Source organism: Enterococcus sp. C65 (assembly GCF_040887165.1).
Lineage (GTDB): Bacteria > Bacillota > Bacilli > Lactobacillales > Enterococcaceae > Enterococcus_B > Enterococcus_B hirae.
In genome coordinates this window covers 315,279-333,440 of record NZ_JBFOFG010000001.1, presented here as the reverse complement: position 1 = coordinate 333,440, position 18,162 = coordinate 315,279, and the positions used below count along the sequence as shown (strand labels likewise).

Below are 18,162 nucleotides of genomic sequence, written 5' to 3'. Positions count from 1 at the left end.
TCTTAGCAAAAAATTAGTATTTTAACGATAAAACGTGTAAAATTAAACGGAATTTTGATTAGGAGTGATAGTTTGAGTCAGATTTTAGGAATTATTGGATTACTTTTTATTTTTAGCCTTGCTTTTTTGATTAGTACCAACAAGAAAGCCATCAAAGTAAAACCTTTACTATTGATGATCGTGTTGCAATTTATTTTTGGTTTTATTTTGTTACGAACGACTTTTGGTACAGCAGTCGTTTCCATGTTAGCGAAAGTATTCGATCATTTACTGGCGTTTGCAGGTGAAGGAGTTAATTTCGTTTTTGCTGGGGTAGCCAATAAAGGCAGTGCGCCGTTTTTCTTAAATGTTTTGATGCCGATTGTTTTTATTTCTGCAATCATCGGGATTTTGCGTTATATCAAGATCTTGCCATTATTCATGAAGGCAGTTGGATTGGGTTTAAGTAAAATCAATGGTATGGGGAAATTAGAATCTTACAACGGTGTTGCTTCAGCAATACTAGGTCAATCTGAAGTTTTTATTTCAATAAAAAAAGAATTGCCTTTCTTATCTGAAAAACGTTTATTTACCATGAGCGTTTCTGCCATGTCGACTGTTTCGATGTCGATCGTGGGTTCTTATATGGCGTTGATCGATTCTAAATATGTAATTACTGCGCTGGTATTGAACTTATTCGGTGGGTATATCTTGGCCTCCATCGTTAACCCCTATGAATTAGAAGAAAAAGAAGATGAGTTGATCATTGAAGAAAACAAAGAACAAACTTTCTTCCAAATGCTTGGAGAATATATTCTTGACGGCTTTCATGTAGCGATTACAGTCGCTGCTATGTTGATTGGATTCGTTGCTCTTATTGCTATGATCAATGCCATTTTTAGTGGAATCTTTGGGATCTCTTTCCAAGAAATTCTTGGTTACATCTTTGCTCCACTTGCATTTATCAGCGGGATTCCTTGGAAAGAAGCTGTGGATGCGGGTAGTATCATGGCGACGAAACTTGTGACAAATGAATTTGTTGCGATGACAGAACTAGCTACTGGGAACCTGCATTTTACTGAACGTACAACAGCTATTTTATCTGTCTTTTTAGTATCTTTTGCTAACTTCTCTTCCATTGGAATCATTTCGGGTGCTATGAAAGGTCTAAATGAAGAAAAAGGAAACTTAGTTGCGAAACATGGATTAAAAATCTTATTGACTGCCACATTAGTCAGCTTTTTAAGTGCGATCGTCACTGGTTTACTAGTCTAAATGATTAAATTTAATTGAACTGTATATTTAAAACACTCTCTTTGCTCTTTAGAAGATTTTCTAAAGACTCAAGAGAGTGTTTTTTATAAGACAAAATTTATTGTCGTACAACTGGAATATCTATGCGAAAAGAACAATTGCTAAAAGAAACTTTCTCGTGTATCGTTTAATAAAGGAAATAAAGATTTGAAGGAGATCCATGATGAACAAATGTTATGTATTTATTGGTCCTTCTGGTTCAGGAAAAACTTCCATTGCTAATGTTCTTTTTGAACCAAAAGAAAAAATTGTCACTTCAACGACTCGTCCTCCTCGAAAAGGTGAAACCGATCAAAAAGATTACTATTTTCTCTCTGAAGACAAATTTGAACAGTTGATCACTGAACAGGCATTTGTGGAATGGGATGAATATGCGGGACATAAATATGGTTCAACTAAGAGGGAGATTGCTCAAAAGTTGAAAAATGGTGATTGTTATACAATTTTAACAGCTGCTGGTTTTTGGGCACTCTATCATGCATTTGGGGAACAGATCCAACCAGTATTTGTGACTATCGCTAAAAACAAATTGAAGCAGCGCTTAGAACAACGTGGAGATGCTCCGGATCAAATCAAAAAAAGGCTCGCTCTTTTTGAGCAAGACACGAAGGAATTAGATGAGTTAAAAAAACTACCAAACCTCATTGTTTTAGCAAATAATGAAGGGTTAGAATCCACCAAAAACCAATTTAAGCGACAAATAAAAACGCTCAAAGAATGATCTTATTTTGATAAACAGGATTGATTAGCAAAAAAATCTCTCACTAGCTTCAAAACATAAACTAGTGAGGGGAATCAAACCAATTTTTGTCGTTCTGTATGTCCAATACCACAAATCAGCGAATGTAGTTCCTCTACTTTAGAATACATGCGTAACCAATTAGTCGGCTGGTCTAATAATAAACTGAGCAGTTCTAAATGATGGACCAATGTCCATTTTTTCAATACACCTAAGCCAGGAAATTTTTTTTGTTGTTTCAAAGAAAGCAGGGCTAATATACCCGTTGTAATCAACAGTTGATCTTGGTTCCTCAATACCCACTGTTGCATTTTTTCAACAGCTTCAAAAAACTTTAGTGCTTGATCCTTAGCTGAATCGTTCGTATCAGAAATAAAATGTTTTACTCTGAGATTACCATATGCATCAACATAGGTCAGATGAAGTACCAATGCCCGACTAGGAAAGCCTTTATCAAAATAGCGACTTCCTTCAATCGTAAAATCTGAAAAGCCATGATTCCCCTCTTCTTTAAAAAACAAATAGTCGTCGCTAAAAAAATCATCTATTTTTTCGCTATAATCTTCTACGTGTTTTCTTGGTTTAAAGGCTTCTTTTATGATGATTTTGTTTTCTGGTAACCAGATATGGAACCGATTATGGTCTGGTAACAAAAAATGAGTATCCATTTTTGAAAGTTCTTTCCATATTTTTGGATCACGAGGCTGATGTTGTCCATCGAAAATGATCAATTTAGGTGGTTGCTCCATGATCTGTTGGTAATTATCGGATGTGATGATCATTGCATGTTGAATGGAACTATTTTCTTTTTCTTCCCATAAATGTAAATGTTCATCAAAAAGTTTGAACTGACCCACTTGGGGATTATCGATGATGATCAGCGGGTGATTTGCTTTTTGGAATAGTTCGACAATGTTTTTAAAGGTAGCTGAATCACGAACTGGTTCGATGATAGGAACAACCTTTTTAGATAATAGATTTTGTTGAATCATTTCTTTTAATGCTAAAAGATCAAACTGTTTCCCTCTCAAATAAGGATAGTACATACTTATTCACTCCAATGGCTCTGTTGGCAAGCGTCTAACTTGCTGCTTTTGTCGCAGATTCTCATAGTCTTGCTGTAAAACCCTGATTTCTGCTTGTAAATCTTGGATCGCTTGATTTTCTGTTTCTTCAATAAAGCGTTCATAGTAACGCTCTTTGGCAAATGGATCTTGAGAATCTGAACGTTTTTTTAATTCTTTATACAACTGATCAGTTGGAAAATATTTGACGCCTCGTTCCATCTGTTTGGCTTTTCTTACTTCTCTAAATAATGAAGCCATAAAACGGTTGAGCAGCGCCTCTTCCGCCACTGCTAACGGTTGCTTCATTGCTTTTTTAGCAATAATGAATGTACCAGAAGCTGGCATCTCTTCTGCTATCCCGTAAGGTCGATAAACTAAAACACCGATACCAGTGGGGATTTCAGCTTTGACTTCATCAAAAAGTGTTTGAGGTAATACAAAATAATTGTAATTCCCGACAAACGATAATTTTGCAGTGGAACGAAAGTCCGCTTTTGATACTTTCAACTCATAGCAACGCCACTCTCTTGTACCATCAAACTTTGTAAGACAACTTAATGTATCTACGATACCATGGTCGTCAGGCATGGTCACCTCTTCTACGACAATGCCCCCTTGTTCGATACAGTATTGATAAAGAGAAGTTTCCATCTCGATCGTTAAAGGAGTTTTCAATTCCTCCACCTCCGAACATATTTTCGCCTACCCATTCTACCTTAGATCCAACAAAAAATCTATCGTTAATTATTATTTGAATCGTTTACTTAAAAATATTTAGAATTAGTTTTTGTTCACTTTAATCCTGCGAAATGAATGGGACAAAACATCGTCACGAGGTAGCTGACAGCCAGAAAAAACAGTCGAGTCTAAATTTTTCTTAGTCCCAACTGCTTTTCTTTAACTGACGACTATTGATAACTTGGCGGTAAATAGAATTTTTGATGATTTTCAAAGATTTCGCCAATGTGAAAGAGCAAGTCTTCTCGTCCTCTGGCAGCCATGAATTGGATACCCAAAGGCAGACCTTCCTCACTAATATGTGTGGGTAAACTGATTGCTGGTTGTCCCGTCAAATTTGCCAGTTGGGTGTAAGGCGTGATCTTTAAACTTTCCTGAAACATTTCAGAAATAACTGCTAAACTTTCTTGTTCGTTGCACTCGTTGATTCCAGCCATTTTTGCCCGAATTTCATCGCTTTGAAGATCAGTGGAAATTTCTGGAGCAGTAAATGCTGTTGTCGGTGAAAGAAAAAGATCAACAGTTTGAAATAGTTCTTCCATTGTGATTGCTGCATGATCCCAAACATGAAGCGACTGGATATAGTTCGCTGCAGAAACCTTCTTGCCGTATTCTAGTAGTACCCAAGAAATCGGTTCAAGTTCATTTTGAGCAACCGACCGTCCTAACCCAGATTCAATCGAGTGAATCATACTAGCTGTTTCTGCTCCATTCATTTGATAATAAGACTGAATCAAGGCTCTTCCATCAAGAGGGTAATTGATTTCAATGATTTCATGGCCTTCTTGTGCTAAAAATGTCACCGCATTGGTCACTGCTTGTCGTGCTTCATCGCTGATTTTTGTGTGGATCGGTGATTCTGTGCAAACAGCGATTTTCAACCGTTTTTTTGGTAGATGCTCTTGCCATTCCGCTGGCGAAACTTGATAAGGCGCTCCTGAATGGATACTTCGCAGTCCTGCAAATAAAGCTTTGGTGTCTCTCATAGAAACGGTCAAACCAAAATCAATCGCTGCTCCTTGCCAACCTCGCCAAGCATGAGGACCAACTGGCATCGTTCCTCGTGAAGGTTTTAAGCCAATCAGACCACAAAAGGAAGCAGGTATGCGAATTGATCCTCCACCGTCACTAGCACCAGCGATCGGTAAAATGCCAGAAGCAACAACGGCTGCTGCCCCACCACTTGAACCACCTGGCGAATGCGCAAGATTCCAAGGATTTTTAGCTGGACCATAAAGTTGTGGGTCGGTGATATTCTTAAAACCAAACTCTGGTGCATTCGTCTGCCCCAGTGGGATAAGACCAATTTTTTCAACTTGCGAAACAAAATTTGAATTTCTAGATGAGCGATGAGTTTGAAAAAGCTTTGAGCCTGATGTAGCTAACCAACCTTGCTTTTCCTGTCCTAACATTTTCAACGGGAACGGTAAGCCGCTTAAAGGCTGTTCATTCTTTAGAATTGGTGCCTCATCTTTAATCGGTTGATCTGTTTCAAAAGTAACGAACGCATTTAATTCTGGATTTAATTTTGCTACTTTTTGGCTAACCTCTTTGACTAATTCCTTGTAACTGAACTGCTTCTTTTTTAGACCCTTCACGATCTCCATGCCATCTTTCAAGTAAATCCCTCCTTTTATTTGTCATACCTTTGTGCCATTTTCTCATATTTCTATTCAACAAACAAAAAGAATGATTACGCTTCATGTTAGAAACGGTGGTGCTATTATCAGTAATTATATACACCTATTGAATCCTAATAGCTAAGGAACTATTCATGGCAAACCAACGAATAGACTAAAAGCTAACCACCAGTTATTATTCTAAAACCACCGGATCGCATAAAAATAAGCCAAAGATTTCCAAAATATGAGAAACTATGTTTGGATTCTTTGGCTTATTTTTATTGTTGTCTTTTATTTTATCACTTAGAGAATCGTTAACGATTAGATCGTTTTTAGTTTCCCTCTAAATTCATCGATGGTTCGATACCCTTTTTCTGTCATGATCTGTTCGAGTTCTTTCGTGATGCGATCAAAAATTTTCGGTCCTTCTTTGTGAAGTTCGGTACCGATTTGTAGCATAGTTGCTCCACATAATAAATGTTCAAAAGCATCCTGTCCATTCCGAATGCCTCCAGTACCAATAATTTTGATCTCTGGTTTCAAGCGAGTATAAAAAGCACGGACGTTCGCTAAAGCGGTTGGTTTCACATATTCTCCACCAAGTCCACCGAAACCCTCTTTAGGTTTGATCACGACCGCTTCTTTTTGAGGATCGATATACAAACCATTGCCGATACTATTAATAGAATTTACATAAGTTAAAGGAAATTGATTCAAAATTTCAGCCATTTGATCAAAATGCGCCAAATCAAAATATGGGGGCAATTTGATTCCTAATGGTTTGGTGAAACGGGCAAAAACTTGTTGCAACAAATCTTCCGTCGCCTCAAAATCATAGGCTAACTGTGGTTTGCCAGGAACATTCGGACAAGAAAGATTCAATTCGGTGATTCCTTGAAAGTCACTCTTTTCAATCATTGTCAACATTTCCAAATTTTCTGCTGCACTCATGCCTGCAATAGAGAAAAATAGCGGTTGTGTCTGCTGTTTTTCATAGTTCAATGCATAATCTAAGTAATAATCAAATCCACGATTAGGTAATCCCATGGAATTAATACTTCCAAGAGGTACATCGAAATAACGAGGTTCTGGATTTCCAGCACGTTCATTCAGTGTACAACTCTTTGTGATAAAAGCGCCAGCATTGGATTGTTCCAATTCAACTAGTTCTGTCGTTGTCATGCAATGAACACCGGAGGCATTCATAAAAGGGTTAGCAAAAGTATGATTAAAAAAAGTCGTTTCTAAGGTCAAGTCATTCTCTCCTTTGATGAATCATTTTTTCTAGTTTATCATCAAGTCAAGCAAAAGCAAATAGGATCAAGACAATTAATCATCATTTTCAGTTGCTAAAACTTCTCCCGTTTGACTATTGAGTTTTACTTGAGTACTCTTATTCCCGTTTTTCACTTTCACTTCCCAGTAAGTGGTACCAAGTTCTTTACTAAGATCCCAATCAGTGGCTGTTCCCCCACCCACTTGTTTTTCAGCGATTTTCGCTGCTTCTTCAATACTTAGAAGTTTACTTGTGTCCAAAGCATCTTCTTGTTTCTTCTGTCCATTTTGTTCATCTTGATCTAAACGCTCAGGATTTTGTTTTTGGATTTCTTCGTTTGCTGCATTGATCTTCATTTCGTATTCATTTTGATCATCAACACCATCAATTTTATAGAAGAAACTTCCCCAACTACTATCTAATTCTAAACTGGTAATCGCTGCATTTGGATATTCTTTTTGAAACAACTCAATCACTTTTTGTGCAGATACTTTGATCTCTTTTGTTGCATTCGTCCCAGAATTCATTGTTTGATTTGATGCTTCGGTTGAAGAAGTTGTTTGTTGACCAGTACTTGTTGACGTAGTCGCTGGCGCTGGCGTTGATTCTGGCGTGGACTGATTCGATTGACAACCTGCTAATAATAGTAATGAGAATAGACCACAAAAAATAACATTAGTTTTCATAAAATTTATTTCCTTTCTTGAATAAAAATCACTTTAATTTAAGTATACACAAGTAAAGTTGTTCTGTCATTTTTGAACAAATCAATCATTAAATAGCAAAAAAAGACAAGACTAAAAAAGTAATCAGTCTTGTCTAAAAAATCAAAATAAGAAAAAAATTGTCTCCGCTTCTACGAACAAGCAAAACGTGTTTTAAGTAAAAACGCAGTGCTTCCTTTCAATTGCTAATATGTAACATGTTTATTGGCTGCTATTCTCAGTTTCAGAAATGTCAGGTATGATCCAGTAATTATCTTTATTATGACTATTGATATATGTACGAAATTTTTCTGATTGGTAGGCTTTCTTAATTGATTTTGCCCAATCCGTTTTTTCATTTTCTTTTGTCACAGCAGCTACGATTTGTAATTCAGGCACCATTTTTTCTAGCTCGATCAAATGAAGTTGTTCTCGAATTCCTGCATCTTCAACTGTGCTTCCAGGTATGACTTCAAAATCAAGGTCATCCAACACGTGTGGTAAAGTGTTCGTGTCCATCTCTTTGATATTTAACTGATAGGGGTTATTTGTGATTGCTTTTGCAGTCAAGTCGGTACTTTTCACTTGTTTATCCACTTGAATAAAACCAGCTTTAGCAAGAACTGCATAGGCTCGTGCTACATTACTCGGATCTTGGGGAATCCCAATTATCATTCCTTTTTTCACCTCTTCTTTACTTGTATATTTGGAGGAGTACAAATTACACGGAACAGAGGGTGTAGCAACTAAAGGAACTAAGTCAGTCCCATTCTCCTTATTGAAAACATTCATATAAGCGGAGTGTTGAGCAACGTTTACATCAATCTTTCCTTCACCTAAGGCAGTATTTGATTGGATAAATTGAGAAAATTCAATTCGTTTAATCGTATATCCTTCCGATTCTAATATAGGTGCAATCGCATCATCAAATAAATCGTTATACGGTCCTCCAGTTACCCCCATGACAATTTCATGTTTTTTCTGAGCGTGTGATGATTGATCTTTTGAATGACAACCACCCCCAATGAGAACCAATACGAACAGACAGACTATAGTCACTATTTTTTTCATGAAGTTTACTCCTTAATATTTAATTTTATGATAAAGATAATTTCCCAGAAATTGGATACTGTTTATTAAAACAATTAAGATAACTACCGTTACAACAATCATCCCACTATTAAATCGTTGATAGCCTTGGGAAATAGCTAAATCCCCGATTCCTCCTCCACCAACAGTTCCCGCCATAGAAGAGGCATTAATTAGTCCAATCATTGAATTAGTAATGGCTAATATAATCGCCGGTCGAGCTTCAGGTAGAATAAAGTAAAGAATGATTTCCAATCGGTTTGCCCCTAATGTTTTCGCACATTCGATAATTGTAGGAGGGATTTCTAGAATGGCTTGCTCGATTAAACGGCCCATAAAGGGAACAATATATAACGTTAAAGGGACAATAGCAGCAGTTGTTCCAATGGAAGTTCCAACAACTAAGCGAGTAAAAGGCAAAATAGCCACCAATAAAATGATAAATGGCACTGAACGCAAGATGTTGATAAGCGTCTGTAACACCTTGTACATAAGAGAATTAGCTAAAACACCTTGTTTTCTGGTCTCTGCTAATAGTATGCCTAAAGGAACTCCTAAGCCGATAGCGAACACCAAAGAAATACTGACCATATAAATCGATTCATAAGTTGCTTTGAGAATGATCTCTGATGAAAGTATTTCAAACATCAACGGTCACCTTCTCATAACTAATTAGTTGGTCAATAAATTCATTATCAGGAATTTTATTTGTTAGAAAATACATCGCAAAAAAACGTTCTCCGCTAATATGTATGGTTTTGATATCATAGACCGTCCCCTCCATTTTACTTTCTTGAAAACGAGCATAATTTGTGGCATTCATCAGGAAGTAAAGGACATAATTAAAGGAAATCGATTCTTTTTTTGGATACTTAGGATAAATCATATCGGCTAAAAATTCACGAACTAAATTGCTTTGAGGGCTTAAAAACATTTTTTTGGTTGTTGCCTGTTCAATAACTTTTCCTGAATCAATGACAGCCACTTCATCACAAATTTCTTTTATCGCCTCCATTTCATGGGTGACCAAAATGATGGTGGTTCCTAGTTCCTCATTCACTTTTTTTAACAAATTTAAAATACTTTTTTTAGCGGTTGGATCAAGAGCGCTAGTAATTTCGTCGCATAATAAAAGCGAAGGTTCCGTTACTAACGCTCTAGCAATCCCCACTCGTTGTTTCTGCCCACCAGATAAATGGGAGGGATATGTACTTTTTTTCTCTATCATCGATACATAACGTAAAACGTTTTCAATTCTTTTGTCGTATTCCTGCTTATTGACTTTGCTAAATCTCAGAGCAAGTCGAATGTTATCAGCGACAGTTTTTGACTGCAATAAGGCATAATGTTGAAATATTGTGCTGCTTTTCACATCTTGTGATAGAGATACCTTACCTGTTGTTGGTTGATCTAATCCGTTTATTAAACGAATCATTGTACTTTTTCCTGCACCACTTCGTCCAATGACACCAAAGATTTTACCTTTTGGTATAAATAAATTGAGATCATTTAGGATCATGGTACCTCCAAAAGACTTTGAAACATGTTCAAATGAAATCAAGCTCTCATTCCTTTCCGGCGCATTCATATAAAAACTTTAACTATGTGGGAATTAATAGAAAGACGATAAAAATCCTTAATAATTAAGTCTTTTTATGTAGTAGATGCGCACATCTATATTTTAATTTCTTCTTTTCGAATTAAATATAGCATGGAAAAATAGCCATGTCGAGACTAATATGTGATTTTAATCACATGAGCATTGATAAAAAGCTAGAAGCAGAATGTTCCTTTCTTACACTTGATGAAAACAGTGATCAAGCAATGAACTACCTCAAAAAATAATCAAATGCAGTGGCGACAAAAAAATAAAGCTAAAAACATCAACAGAACAGCTCTGTATCTATGTTTTTAGCTTTGTATGTATTCAATTGGCGGGAATGTGTAGGAATCGAACCTACCCAAGAAGCTCTTAACTCCTCATACTGGTTTTGAAGACCAGAGGGAACACCAGAACCCATCCACTCCCCTAATAAAAACATTCTAACATTTTTCGTTTGTTCAATCAATATCAAATGCTAGAATGTTTGTAGTTATAAAAGACTTGACTAGCTTTAATATCTGTTAGTTGTTCTCTTTTTATTTTACTAGGATACGTTGCGGTAAACGTTTCATAAACCAAGCAACGAGTAAACAAGAAAGCATCTTATCCACAATATTTCCTGCAACAGTTGCCCAATAAGTTGCAGTGATCATTTCTTTACCGGAAGCCTTGAAAGCAAAAATGAGGATGTCCGTTCCTGAACCGGTAAAACCACCAAATAAAGCTAAACGGATCGGCGCACCGATCATTGGACAAACAACGGCTAATAGTCCCCCTGCTATTAGCGCTTTTTTGTAAGAAAATCCATTCTTCGCTAGTAAAGAACAGATAATTGCTACAACAATATTTACGAATACAAAAGGAACAGCCAACGGTCCACTGATGATCCCCATTAATAAATTAGTGGCAATCCCAGTCATTACCCCATAACTCATACCAAAATTGGTTGAAATATAAATCGTTCCCATCGTATCTAAAAATAATAAGGGGATTTTCATTAGTGAAACAGCCTCACCTAAAACAACATTTAAAACAACGGCCATTGCACATAAAGTCAATATTTTCATTTTATTATTCATCGTTTACTTTTCCTTCTAAAAATAGTTTTAATTTCTGATATAAATCGCCTTGTGATTCTTCTGTATACCAAGTTGGAACTTCAAAATAAGGATTAACAATCCCATGATTCTTACATAATTCAAAATACTCTTCCATAAGTACGCCTCGCTGTGCTGAGATGGAACAATTAGGACTTTCATTGATCCCGATGATTCCCAAATAGCGATAATCATTCGCTTGATACTCTTTGATTTGTTGAATGACTGGTTGCAACATACTTTGACATTTTTGACGATAGCCTGGTATAGCAACATATTCTTGATAAGTCATTGGTGGTCTCTCTTTTCCTAAGGTCAAAAATTCAGGACAAGGCAATTGTAGCAACGCAACGCCTTGATTTAATAAAGAAATGGCCAAAGGAAAAGCACCACGAGCCCGTTCCCATCCAGGTATCACCGCATGTTGATTCAAGATGCAGTGTGAAACAACCACAAATTCTCTCTTTAATTTCATGTTATTTCCTCACAAAAAATCTTTTCTAAACTGACGAACACCTGATGAAGTTCTTCTTCAAAAATCGTGCGCATATCTAAATAGTTTCGCTCATTTTTTACCCGACTAATCACTGGAACAATTCCTTTTCTTAGTCTTCGTTGCAGCTCTTCCGCATGCCATCGCTTACTTTTTACTGTTACTGCATAGGTAGGTAATAAGCTTTCTGGATACGTTCCACCACCAACCGTACTATAATCTTTTTCGATAGCGACTTCGAGTTGCTCGATTTTTTTTAACTTTTCAGCTAATATTTGGGCTCGATTCAAACAATTTTCGATCTTATCCGATAGCATTTGCAAAGTAGGCAAGGATCGAATGGCTTCTTCTTCATCAAGATAAAGTTCTAAAGTTGCTTCTAGTGCACTTAGAGTCATTTTATCGACTCTTAATGCACGCAGTAGCTGATTTTCTTTCATCCTCTGAATATACGTTTTTTTACCTACGATAATTCCGGCTTGTGGTCCGCCTAATAATTTATCTCCACTAAAGGAGACCACATCACACCCTTGCTCGATTACTTCTCGAACAGTCGGTTCATACGGTAAGCCAAAGCGTCGCATGTCAATGAGTAGACCGCTACCCAGATCATTGATTAACGGGACTTGATGTTTTTGTGCTAAGAGAGCTAACTCTGATAAGTGAGGAGTTTCTGTAAATCCAATGATTCGATAATTACTGGTATGGACTTTTAAAATCGCTCCAGTTTCAGAAGTCAAAGCCTGTTGGTAATCTCTAATATGCGTTTTATTGGTTGTCCCTACTTCTCTAATTTTCCCACCTGTTGCGGTAATTACCTCTGGGATACGAAAGGACCCTCCTATTTCAACAAGTTCCCCTCGAGAAACCAATACTTCTTTATCAGTAGCCAAAGTATCAAGAATTAACATAACAGCTGCTGCGTTATTATTCACCACTAAGACGTCTTCTGCTCCAGTAAGTTTTTTTAGAATATGCGTTAAATGATTGTATCTGGTACCTCTCTTGCCACTAGTTAAATCCATTTCTAAATTTGAATAGGAAAAACTTATTGTCTTTAATTGTTCCTCAATTTTCTTACTAAGTAAGGAACGTCCTAGATTTGTATGCAGAATCGTACCTGTCCCATTAATTACTTTTTGTAACGAATATGTTCGTTGTTTCACTTTTTCAATCACTCGAATACAGAGTTCTTCAATCGCTGGAGGTAACACTTCTTCTTTTAAAACAGTTTTTCTAGTTTGTTCTAAAACACTTTGTACCTGTTGTTTGACTACTCCGTAAGAATACTTCTTTTCTAATATTTGCAATTCAGGAGTTTTTAATAAACGATCCACTGAAGGCAAATCTGCTAATCGTCGTTGTATTTCTCTAGCCATCGTTTACCTGCTTTCTATCGTTTTGCAATTATTCTCAACGCCTTTATGGTTTTTTCTATTTCTTCTTCTGTTGTAAAACGGGATAAAGATATCCGAACTGTTCCAGTATTTTTAGTTCCTAAATATTGATGTATTAGCGGTGAACAATGGTAGCCTGAACGTGTGGCAATGCCAAACTCTTCCCACAGAATGTCACTGATTAAAGCTGATTCTGCAGATCTGATATTTAACGAAAAAACATCTATATGCTCTTTCGTAAAATCTCCATAAAACGTTAATTCTGAAATCTTCGTCGCTTCTTGGTAGAAGTAGTTTCCCAATGATGGTGTCTCTTGGGACATTAGCCAACCTACACTGGCTGCTAATCCAGCAATTCCTGGCACATTTGCTGTCCCAGCCTCCAACATTGCTGGCAATTCATCCGGCTGCTCCTTAGAAAAGGAATTCATACCATCACCACCAGTTATTATCGGTGTAAGTTTCAGTTTTTTGTGAATACAGATGCCCCCAGTTCCTTGTGGTCCATGTAACGCTTTGTGTCCAGTGAAACAAGCCGCTGCGACCTTCCCATCACTTAAGTCAATTGGTAGATGACCAGCTGTTTGAGAAATATCTAAGATTAAATACAGCTGATGTTTGTGGCAAAAACGTTTTATCCATTCAATATCTAAAAGATTCCCTGTCACATTACTTGCATGATTGCAGACCACTACTTTGGTTTTTGCGTTTAATTTTTCAGTAAATTCTTCATAATTCAACTGTCCAGTGATCGGATGACTACTGATAATGTCGTAGGAAACGCCTAGTTTTTCTAATTGATAGAGTGGTCGCAGCACGGAATTGTGTTCCCAACTTGTGGTCAATACATGATCACCAGCTTGAATGAACCCTTTTAATACTGCATTAAGAGCAATAGTCACGCTTCCAGAAAAAATAATTTCATATAAATCCCCGGTATGAAAAAAACTTTTTAGTGTATCTCTTGCCATTTCTATTAATTGATAAGCACGAATGGAATAGCTATGAGCGCCACGAGCTGGGTTGCCATACCTCTCACTTTCAAGCACATCCAGCATTGTTTGTTTCATACAAACCGGCTTTTGGACTGTCGTAGCTGCATTATCTAAATAAATAGTCATACTAGTCTCCTTCTTGTTTCCCTAAAATCCGATAATTTTCTACTCGTTTCGTGATGCCTAGTTTATCGATTGATTCTAGAATAAGCATGGAAGCTTTTCGGCTCGAGTTTGTCATATCACGAAAATCAGCCAGTGTCATTTTCTTGTTTTTCTTGATATAAGTCCGGATTTGTTGAATAGCTTGTTGGTAAATCTTTCCTGACAGAACATATTCGTGGGTTAAAAAAACAGCGCTGGTGGCATCTAAAGCTTCCAATACTTCTTCAGCATTTTTGTCTAAAAGGGCTAACTCTTCTTTTTTTATCGGCATATAACCACTGTTTTTTAGGTAACGTTCAATTTTTTGTTTGGCGACTTGTTGATAGCTATTAAATTGTACTTGAAAATCATAAACAGATAATCGTTTCTGTTGTTCTTTGATTACGTTGAATTTTTTTAATAATTGAATCAAGACGAAAACTTCTTTTTCGGTCAAGCCATTTCGTATTTTAGAACGAAATTCTTCTAAAGGCATACCATCCCGTAGACGATATTTTTTGTGATACTCTTCTAAGATCTTTTGTGCTTTTCCTGCTAATTGTTGGTATCTTTCATAAAGTAAAAAACCACAAGAGGTAAAGAAGATTTGACTTTTATCCTGTAGTTCTTCTAATGAATGGCTTAGTTGATCAAGGGTGACACCCAGATAGGCCAACAATTCTTTTTCTACTGTAAATGGCTGTTTCTTATTTAACATAAAATCAATTATCATACTGTTTAGATTGCCATTTTCTTTTGCTTTTAAGCTTTCTAAAACCGCCTGCTTGAATCGGCGATGTTTTTTGGGAACGGCGTTTAAGACTTCGCCTCCAGCAATCGTATGCATGGGTGAATAAGAGCGTAGAATAAAACGATCTTTTTCTTTTACAGAAACTTTTTCTTCTAATCTTAACTGCAAAAAGCCTTCTTCGTTTGGTCCAATCCAATCTAATCCTAATGGAACAGTACGAGCCATTACTTCTTTTGTTCCGATCAACACTCTTACCCGATCCCATAGACTAATTCCCCCATCCGTCCCTGCCAAACAAGATACCTTAACATCCAGCATCCAGCTTTCCTCTAAAGAATCCGCGGTTGATAAAACATCCCCTCGCATGACTTCTTCACGGGTAATGTTTGCTAAATTGATAGCAGTTCGTTGTCCAGCATATGCTTTTTGAACGTTATTTTCATGTACCTGCAGATTTCTTATCCGAACTTTTCGCTTATTTGGGTAGAGATAGCAGTTTTCTCCAACGGTTAGTTCCCCTTCCAGCAAAGTGCCTGTAACTACTGTACCGAAGCCTTTTACACTGAAAACCCGATCGATATTTAACCTTGGTGTTCCACTACTTACTTGTTCTGATGTTTGCTCCGTGTAGGCTTCGATTTTTTTTAGTAATTGTTTGATCCCTTTTCCGCTAATGGCATCGGTTTCAATTATTTCCGTTTTTTCTAAAGGCGTGTGAAGTAATTGATCACGTATATCTTCGATGACTAGTTCTTTCAATTCAGCATCAATCGTATCAATTTTTGTTAATACAATTAAAAAATGGTGGATTCCTAATAAATTCAAAATATCAATATGCTCTTTTGTTTGAGGCATGATTCCTTCACTAGCATCAATGACTAATAAAATAAGATTAAGACCAGGTAGTCCAGCAACCATATTTTTAATAAATTTTTCATGGCCAGGAACATCTACGAAACCCACACGTTGTTGATTTGGTAAATTTAAGTAAGCAAATCCTAGATTAATCGACATGCCCCTTTTTTTTTCTTCTTTTGTTGTGTCAGTATCTATTCCAGTCAGCGCTTTGATCAATGTTGTTTTTCCATGATCAATATGCCCAGCTGTTCCAATTACAATATTTGCCATTTCTTTTACCCCTTATAATAAGTAATACGTTACATCCAATCCAACTTGAAGCGCTTTATAAAAACCTTCTGATGACACATTATTTTTAGCTAAAATATGACGTATCTGATTTTCAGCTTCTAGCGGAAATTTTAAAGAAAAACCACAGCTAAGATATATTTTTTCGGGTGTAGGAATGATTCTTACAGATAGTTTAGCTGATTGGCACATCAGCTCAGCTCTCATTGCTTCACGTGTCGAATGAAATAATACCACTCCATATGACTTCATTGTTTACTCCTTAAGGTTTGATGATTTTTTTAGATTGTCGCATCATTTCAACAATATGATACATATTGGTCACTTCACCGACTTTACATTTTTCACTGAGATTATGATAGTTAAGACAGGCTCCACAAGCATAAATTTCTACCCCATTTTCCGCAAGAATCTGTAAATCCTCCAAGGAATCCGAGTTGTCGCTTACTAAATGGACCCCACCATTGTAGAAAATGATTTTTTCGGGCAAATCAGGTTGTTCGGTTAAAGAATAAATAAACATTTTTAATAATTGTTTCCCTAATTCTTTCGACCCTTGCCCCATCGTATTCGTGTCGACAACAACTATATAATTGTCTTCAATATCATTCTCTCTTGTAAGTTCTTGTTCATAAATAGAAGCTACCTCTCCTTTTTTCTTGGAGATACGTACAGTAAACGATTGTGCATCATTTTGCTCTACTTGATAATCATAACCTAGTTGTCCCGCCATTTTTTTTAGGTTTTGTGCAGCAATCTCATTATCGACAGTTGTTTCTACTGTATCGTTTTCTTCCAAAGCTTTCTTTGTTTCAATCACTGGAAGGGGACATACTTTTCCCAATGCGTTAATTTTAACCATTTTGATTCTCCTTTCCATGTGTAGTTAATCATGGGATCAGTTTGTTAGACTAATCGAACAATTTTTTTCTTAATAAACCATGATTTCTGCTGTCTTTTTTTTCGTAACAACGCCAAAATCTTTGGCTAAGATATTGGCTGATTTCAGCTCTTCTTCTAATTTTTTTGCTTCTTTAGCCGGGATACTTACCAATAATCCTCCAGATGTCTGTGGATCATATAGCAACTCTTCGATCCCTAAGTCATCGACATAAAAGGCCATCTTTTTTTCCATAAAATTTCGGTTTCGTTGTCCTCCAGCAGTAAAAAGAAAGGCTTTTGCTCCTTCATAAGCTTCTTCAAAATATGGCAGTTTTTCTGAATAGATTTCAGCTGAAAAATTGTCATGTAACATTTCATGAAGATGTCCTGCTAACCCAAATCCTGTTACGTCGGTACAACTAGTGATTGGATATTTTCTGATGATAGCCATCGCATATTTATTTAAGGTTTCCATACTTTTTGTTGCTTTGGCAAACCCTTCTTTGGTTATTGCCCCGGCGCTATAACCAATGGTGATAATGCTTACACCTAGAGGTTTTGTTAAGATTAAGTGATCTCCTTCTTGACAAGTATTATTTTTGTAAATATTGTTTGGATGAATTGTGCCAGTTACAGAAAGTCCATATTTGACTGAACGGTCATGGATTGAGTGCCCACCTGCTAAGATTCCACCTGCTTCTTGAACTTTTTCAGCTCCACCTCTTAAAATCTCTTTTAAAACCTGTAGTTCTTTTTCTTCAGGAAAAGCAACAATATTTAAGGCAGATAATACATCCCCTCCCATCGCATAAACATCACTCATCGCATTGGCAGCAGCAATTTTGCCAAATAAATAAGGATCTGTCACCATAGTAGGAAAAAAGTCTAACGTTTGAATAACTGCTAATTCATCGGTCAATTTAATAACGGCTGCGTCATCTGTTGCATCAAAGCCCACTAACAATTTTTCATCTTGGGATTTAGGGAGGTCTGCTAAAATATTCCCTAGATTTCCAGGACCAATCTTAGCATTACATCCACCACAAATAATTAATTGTTCGATTTCTTTTTTCATTGGCATCCACTTCCTTTTCATATAGTGTAATAATTGATGACTTTTCCTCTA

General features: G+C 36.6%; 18 protein-coding genes and 1 tRNA gene. 2 read left to right on the top strand and 17 right to left on the bottom strand.

Annotated features, from left to right (window positions below; all coding sequences use genetic code 11):
• Positions 1 to 72: 72 nt before the first annotated feature.
• Positions 73 to 1,254 (top strand): NupC/NupG family nucleoside CNT transporter, encoded by a 1,182-nt coding sequence (locus AB3I12_RS01420; RefSeq protein WP_010719151.1) that lies wholly within the window; start codon positions 73 to 75, stop codon positions 1,252 to 1,254.
• A 202-nt stretch (positions 1,255 to 1,456) separates the two neighbouring features.
• On the top strand, positions 1,457 to 2,014 hold the full coding sequence (locus AB3I12_RS01415) for a guanylate kinase (RefSeq protein ID WP_063627119.1): 558 nt from the start codon (positions 1,457 to 1,459) through the stop codon (positions 2,012 to 2,014).
• 74 nt (positions 2,015 to 2,088) lie between these two features.
• Here the strand turns inward: AB3I12_RS01415 and AB3I12_RS01410 are convergent, their stop codons facing one another.
• From AB3I12_RS01410 to selD, 17 genes are all read right to left on the bottom strand, one after another.
• Positions 2,089 to 3,078, bottom strand: a complete 990-nt coding sequence (locus tag AB3I12_RS01410; RefSeq protein ID WP_063627120.1) for a sce7725 family protein — start codon at positions 3,076 to 3,078, stop codon at positions 2,089 to 2,091.
• A gap of 6 nt (positions 3,079 to 3,084) precedes the next feature.
• Positions 3,085 to 3,774 carry a hypothetical protein gene (locus AB3I12_RS01405; RefSeq protein ID WP_063627121.1) on the bottom strand — a complete coding sequence of 230 codons (690 nt, stop codon included), beginning with the start codon at positions 3,772 to 3,774 and terminating at the stop codon, positions 3,085 to 3,087.
• A gap of 233 nt (positions 3,775 to 4,007) precedes the next feature.
• Positions 4,008 to 5,456, bottom strand: a complete 1,449-nt coding sequence (locus AB3I12_RS01400) for an amidase (RefSeq protein WP_063627122.1) — start codon at positions 5,454 to 5,456, stop codon at positions 4,008 to 4,010.
• Positions 5,457 to 5,780: 324 nt separating this feature from the next.
• Positions 5,781 to 6,713, bottom strand: coding sequence for a dihydroorotate oxidase (locus AB3I12_RS01395; RefSeq protein ID WP_010719146.1), 933 nt, complete (start codon positions 6,711 to 6,713; stop codon positions 5,781 to 5,783).
• A gap of 75 nt (positions 6,714 to 6,788) precedes the next feature.
• Positions 6,789 to 7,421, bottom strand: a complete 633-nt coding sequence (locus tag AB3I12_RS01390; protein ID WP_063627123.1) for a PepSY domain-containing protein — start codon at positions 7,419 to 7,421, stop codon at positions 6,789 to 6,791.
• Positions 7,422 to 7,661: 240 nt separating this feature from the next.
• Positions 7,662 to 8,510 (bottom strand): MetQ/NlpA family ABC transporter substrate-binding protein, encoded by an 849-nt coding sequence (locus AB3I12_RS01385; RefSeq protein ID WP_063627124.1) that lies wholly within the window; start codon positions 8,508 to 8,510, stop codon positions 7,662 to 7,664.
• 12 nt (positions 8,511 to 8,522) lie between these two features.
• On the bottom strand, positions 8,523 to 9,176 hold the full coding sequence (locus tag AB3I12_RS01380) for a methionine ABC transporter permease (protein WP_063627125.1): 654 nt from the start codon (positions 9,174 to 9,176) through the stop codon (positions 8,523 to 8,525).
• Positions 9,169 to 10,047: a methionine ABC transporter ATP-binding protein gene (locus tag AB3I12_RS01375; protein ID WP_063627126.1), complete on the bottom strand. Its 879-nt coding sequence runs from the start codon at positions 10,045 to 10,047 to the stop codon at positions 9,169 to 9,171. The genes AB3I12_RS01380 and AB3I12_RS01375 overlap by 8 nt, the downstream gene beginning before the upstream one ends.
• A gap of 413 nt (positions 10,048 to 10,460) precedes the next feature.
• Positions 10,461 to 10,557 (bottom strand) — tRNA-Sec (locus tag AB3I12_RS01370).
• A gap of 110 nt (positions 10,558 to 10,667) precedes the next feature.
• Positions 10,668 to 11,210 (bottom strand): CD3073 family putative ECF transporter S component, encoded by a 543-nt coding sequence (locus tag AB3I12_RS01365; protein ID WP_010737592.1) that lies wholly within the window; start codon positions 11,208 to 11,210, stop codon positions 10,668 to 10,670.
• On the bottom strand, positions 11,203 to 11,703 hold the full coding sequence (locus AB3I12_RS01360; protein ID WP_034697986.1) for a CD3072 family TudS-related putative desulfidase: 501 nt from the start codon (positions 11,701 to 11,703) through the stop codon (positions 11,203 to 11,205). The genes AB3I12_RS01365 and AB3I12_RS01360 overlap by 8 nt, the downstream gene beginning before the upstream one ends.
• The gene (gene selA / locus AB3I12_RS01355; protein WP_063627127.1) at positions 11,700 to 13,100 is read right to left on the bottom strand and encodes an L-seryl-tRNA(Sec) selenium transferase; all 1,401 of its coding nucleotides are present in this window, start codon (positions 13,098 to 13,100) and stop codon (positions 11,700 to 11,702) included. Before selA ends, AB3I12_RS01360 begins: the two co-directional genes overlap by 4 nt.
• Positions 13,101 to 13,114: 14 nt before the next feature.
• A complete protein-coding gene (locus AB3I12_RS01350; protein ID WP_063627128.1) occupies positions 13,115 to 14,239 on the bottom strand; it encodes an aminotransferase class V-fold PLP-dependent enzyme in 1,125 nt (374 codons plus the stop codon).
• 1 nt (position 14,240) lies between these two features.
• On the bottom strand, positions 14,241 to 16,136 hold the full coding sequence (selB, locus tag AB3I12_RS01345; RefSeq protein WP_063627129.1) for a selenocysteine-specific translation elongation factor: 1,896 nt from the start codon (positions 16,134 to 16,136) through the stop codon (positions 14,241 to 14,243).
• Between the two features lie 12 nt (positions 16,137 to 16,148).
• Positions 16,149 to 16,406, bottom strand: a complete 258-nt coding sequence (locus tag AB3I12_RS01340; RefSeq protein ID WP_010737598.1) for a DUF3343 domain-containing protein — start codon at positions 16,404 to 16,406, stop codon at positions 16,149 to 16,151.
• A gap of 10 nt (positions 16,407 to 16,416) precedes the next feature.
• Positions 16,417 to 17,016, bottom strand: a complete 600-nt coding sequence (gene yedF / locus AB3I12_RS01335) for a sulfurtransferase-like selenium metabolism protein YedF (protein ID WP_063627130.1) — start codon at positions 17,014 to 17,016, stop codon at positions 16,417 to 16,419.
• 69 nt (positions 17,017 to 17,085) lie between these two features.
• On the bottom strand, positions 17,086 to 18,117 hold the full coding sequence (gene selD / locus AB3I12_RS01330; RefSeq protein WP_080704582.1) for a selenide, water dikinase SelD: 1,032 nt from the start codon (positions 18,115 to 18,117) through the stop codon (positions 17,086 to 17,088).
• Between the last annotated feature and the right edge of the window lie 45 nt (positions 18,118 to 18,162).

Excerpts from the sequence above, each read along its gene's own strand:
- AB3I12_RS01380 (WP_063627125.1), bottom strand. The coding sequence starts at position 9,176 with ATGTTTGAAATACTTTCATCAGAGATCATTCTCAAAGCAACTTATGAA.
- yedF (WP_063627130.1), bottom strand. The coding sequence starts at position 17,016 with ATGGTTAAAATTAACGCATTGGGAAAAGTATGTCCCCTTCCAGTGATT.
- AB3I12_RS01385 (WP_063627124.1), bottom strand. The coding sequence starts at position 8,510 with ATGAAAAAAATAGTGACTATAGTCTGTCTGTTCGTATTGGTTCTCATT.
- AB3I12_RS01375 (WP_063627126.1), bottom strand. The coding sequence starts at position 10,047 with ATGATCCTAAATGATCTCAATTTATTTATACCAAAAGGTAAAATCTTT.
- AB3I12_RS01390 (WP_063627123.1), bottom strand. The coding sequence starts at position 7,421 with ATGAAAACTAATGTTATTTTTTGTGGTCTATTCTCATTACTATTATTA.
- AB3I12_RS01360 (WP_034697986.1), bottom strand. The coding sequence starts at position 11,703 with ATGAAATTAAAGAGAGAATTTGTGGTTGTTTCACACTGCATCTTGAAT.
- selA (WP_063627127.1), bottom strand. The coding sequence starts at position 13,100 with ATGGCTAGAGAAATACAACGACGATTAGCAGATTTGCCTTCAGTGGAT.
- selD (WP_080704582.1), bottom strand. The coding sequence starts at position 18,117 with ATGCCAATGAAAAAAGAAATCGAACAATTAATTATTTGTGGTGGATGT.
- AB3I12_RS01350 (WP_063627128.1), bottom strand. The coding sequence starts at position 14,239 with ATGACTATTTATTTAGATAATGCAGCTACGACAGTCCAAAAGCCGGTT.
- AB3I12_RS01365 (WP_010737592.1), bottom strand. The coding sequence starts at position 11,210 with ATGAATAATAAAATGAAAATATTGACTTTATGTGCAATGGCCGTTGTT.
- AB3I12_RS01410 (WP_063627120.1), bottom strand. The coding sequence starts at position 3,078 with ATGTACTATCCTTATTTGAGAGGGAAACAGTTTGATCTTTTAGCATTA.
- selB (WP_063627129.1), bottom strand. The coding sequence starts at position 16,136 with ATGGCAAATATTGTAATTGGAACAGCTGGGCATATTGATCATGGAAAA.
- AB3I12_RS01340 (WP_010737598.1), bottom strand. The coding sequence starts at position 16,406 with ATGAAGTCATATGGAGTGGTATTATTTCATTCGACACGTGAAGCAATG.
- AB3I12_RS01415 (WP_063627119.1), top strand. The coding sequence starts at position 1,457 with ATGAACAAATGTTATGTATTTATTGGTCCTTCTGGTTCAGGAAAAACT.